At 57.7% G+C, this 338-nt stretch carries 1 protein-coding gene; it reads left to right on the top strand.

Annotated features, from left to right (window positions below; translation table 11 throughout):
- Positions 1-338 (top strand): helix-turn-helix domain-containing protein (locus HMPREF2836_RS03610; RefSeq protein ID WP_083309153.1); only part of this gene is annotated, 338 nt, incomplete at both ends.

Here is a 338-nt window from a genome sequence, read left to right as displayed (position 1 = left end):
CAAATGTTTGAGAAGGGACGTGGCTATCGTTTGACCGCCAGGAAGCTTGGTGTGTCTGCCGCGACTGTGAGAGAGTGGCAGAAAATGTACCGCGTCATCGGAAGGGACGGGCTTCTTGCCATGGGAATAAAGCAGGCCAGATACGACTATGAGACCAAAGTTGCCGCAGCGAAGGCTGTAGTTGATGGTGGGATGAGTAAGCCTGAAGCAATGATGCGCTTCGGTATTGCAAGCGCAACACCGTTGAAGCAGTGGTGCAGGCTGTACCGGCAGGGCGGCGCGCAGGCGCTTAAGCCTAAGCCTAAGGGCAGGCCGAAGGGGTTGGTGCGGGCGGTGCC

The organism is Rothia sp. HMSC065C12 (genome assembly GCF_001812085.1).
GTDB classification, from domain to species: Bacteria; Actinomycetota; Actinomycetes; order Actinomycetales; family Micrococcaceae; genus Rothia; species Rothia mucilaginosa.
Note: the sequence above shows the minus strand (reverse complement) of the source record. Positions and strands in the feature narration are given on the sequence as shown.